At 65.5% G+C, this 1,336-nt stretch carries 1 pseudogene; it reads right to left on the reverse strand.

Features of this window, described 5'->3' with window-relative positions:
- Positions 1-29 precede the first annotated feature (29 nt).
- Positions 30-1,282 (reverse strand): annotated as a pseudogene (locus R4P47_RS25005) (IS3 family transposase).
- Positions 1,283-1,336 lie beyond the last annotated feature (54 nt).

The following is a 1,336-nucleotide window of genomic DNA, read 5'->3' on the forward strand; positions in this document are numbered from 1 at the left end:
TGTCAAGCCCCGGGTTTTGTAGAGGGTGTTTATCTGGCGTCGGCGAGGTCGTCGACGGGCTCGGGTGGCGGTTCGACCGCGGCGTGTTGGGCTTCGTATTCGGCGGGTGGGACGTAGCCGATCTCGCCGTGGATCCGGCGGTGGTTGAACCAGTCGATGTACTCAGCGACGGCGATCTCGAGGTCGTCGATGTCCCGCCATGGCCCCTTGTGGCGGTTGCGGACGAGCTCGGCCTTGAACAGCGAGTTGAACGCCTCGGCCATCGCATTGTCGTAGGAGTCGCCGCGGGAGCCCACCGAGGCGACGAGGTCCTGTTCTTCGAGCCGCTCGGTGTAGCGCAGTGCCCGGTATTGAACGCCGCGATCGCTGTGATGGATCAATCCGCTGAGGTCGTCGCCGGCGTGGGTGCGCTGCCAGATCGCCATGTTCAACGCGTCCAAGGCCAGGTCGGTGTACAGATTCTTCGACAGCTGCCACCCGACGACCATCCGCGAGTAGACGTCGATGATGAACGCCGCGTACACCCATCCGCTGTACGTTCGCACGTAGGTGATGTCGGCGACCCACAGCTGGTTCGGGCGCTCAGCGACGAACTTGCGCTCGACCAGGTCAGCGGGGCGTTCGGTCTCGGCCTTCGGGCGGGTGGTGCGGGGCGACTTGGCTCGCTGGACCCCCTTGAGGCCTTCAGCTCGCATGAGGCGTTCGACCGTGCAGCGGGCGACCTCGTAGCCGACGCGGCCCATCTCCTTCCACATCTTCCGGGCGCCATACACGTGGTAGTTCTCCTCGTACATCGTGGTGATCGCGGCCGTGAGTTCGGCATCGCGGACAGAGCGCGCTGACGGTGGCCGGGTCTTGGCGGCGTAGTAGGACGAAGGCGCGATCGCGGTGCTGGTCTCGGACAGTGCGTCGCAGATCGGCTGGACACCGTGTTCGTCCTTGTGGCGGTCGATGAACTCGACCTTCAGCGCTGTGGACGGTCCAGCTCCGCCGCGAAAAAAGCCGACGCCTGCTTCAAGATCGTGTTCGCCCGCCGAAGCTCACGGTTCTCCTTCTCCAGCTGCGCGAGGCGAGCATCGCGATCGGCGGAGACCGACGAGGCGTCCTGGCCCTCGGCCTGGGCTTTGCGGACCCAGGTCCGTAGCGCTTCGCGGTGGACGCCAAGCTGCTCGGCGACCCGCACGATCGCACCACGCGAGCGGTCGGGGTCGGCCAGCGCTTCCAGCGCCATCCGCGTCGCTCGCTCGCGAAGCTCATCCGGGTATTTGCGAGGTGCTCCCATGATCTGGTGATCCTTCCGGGTAATCGATGTCTCCATCAAACCCGGGGCACTTCA

Origin of the sequence: Rhodococcus sp. IEGM 1370 (assembly GCF_033142325.1) — a bacterium.
Classification (GTDB): Bacteria; Actinomycetota; Actinomycetes; order Mycobacteriales; family Mycobacteriaceae; genus Rhodococcoides.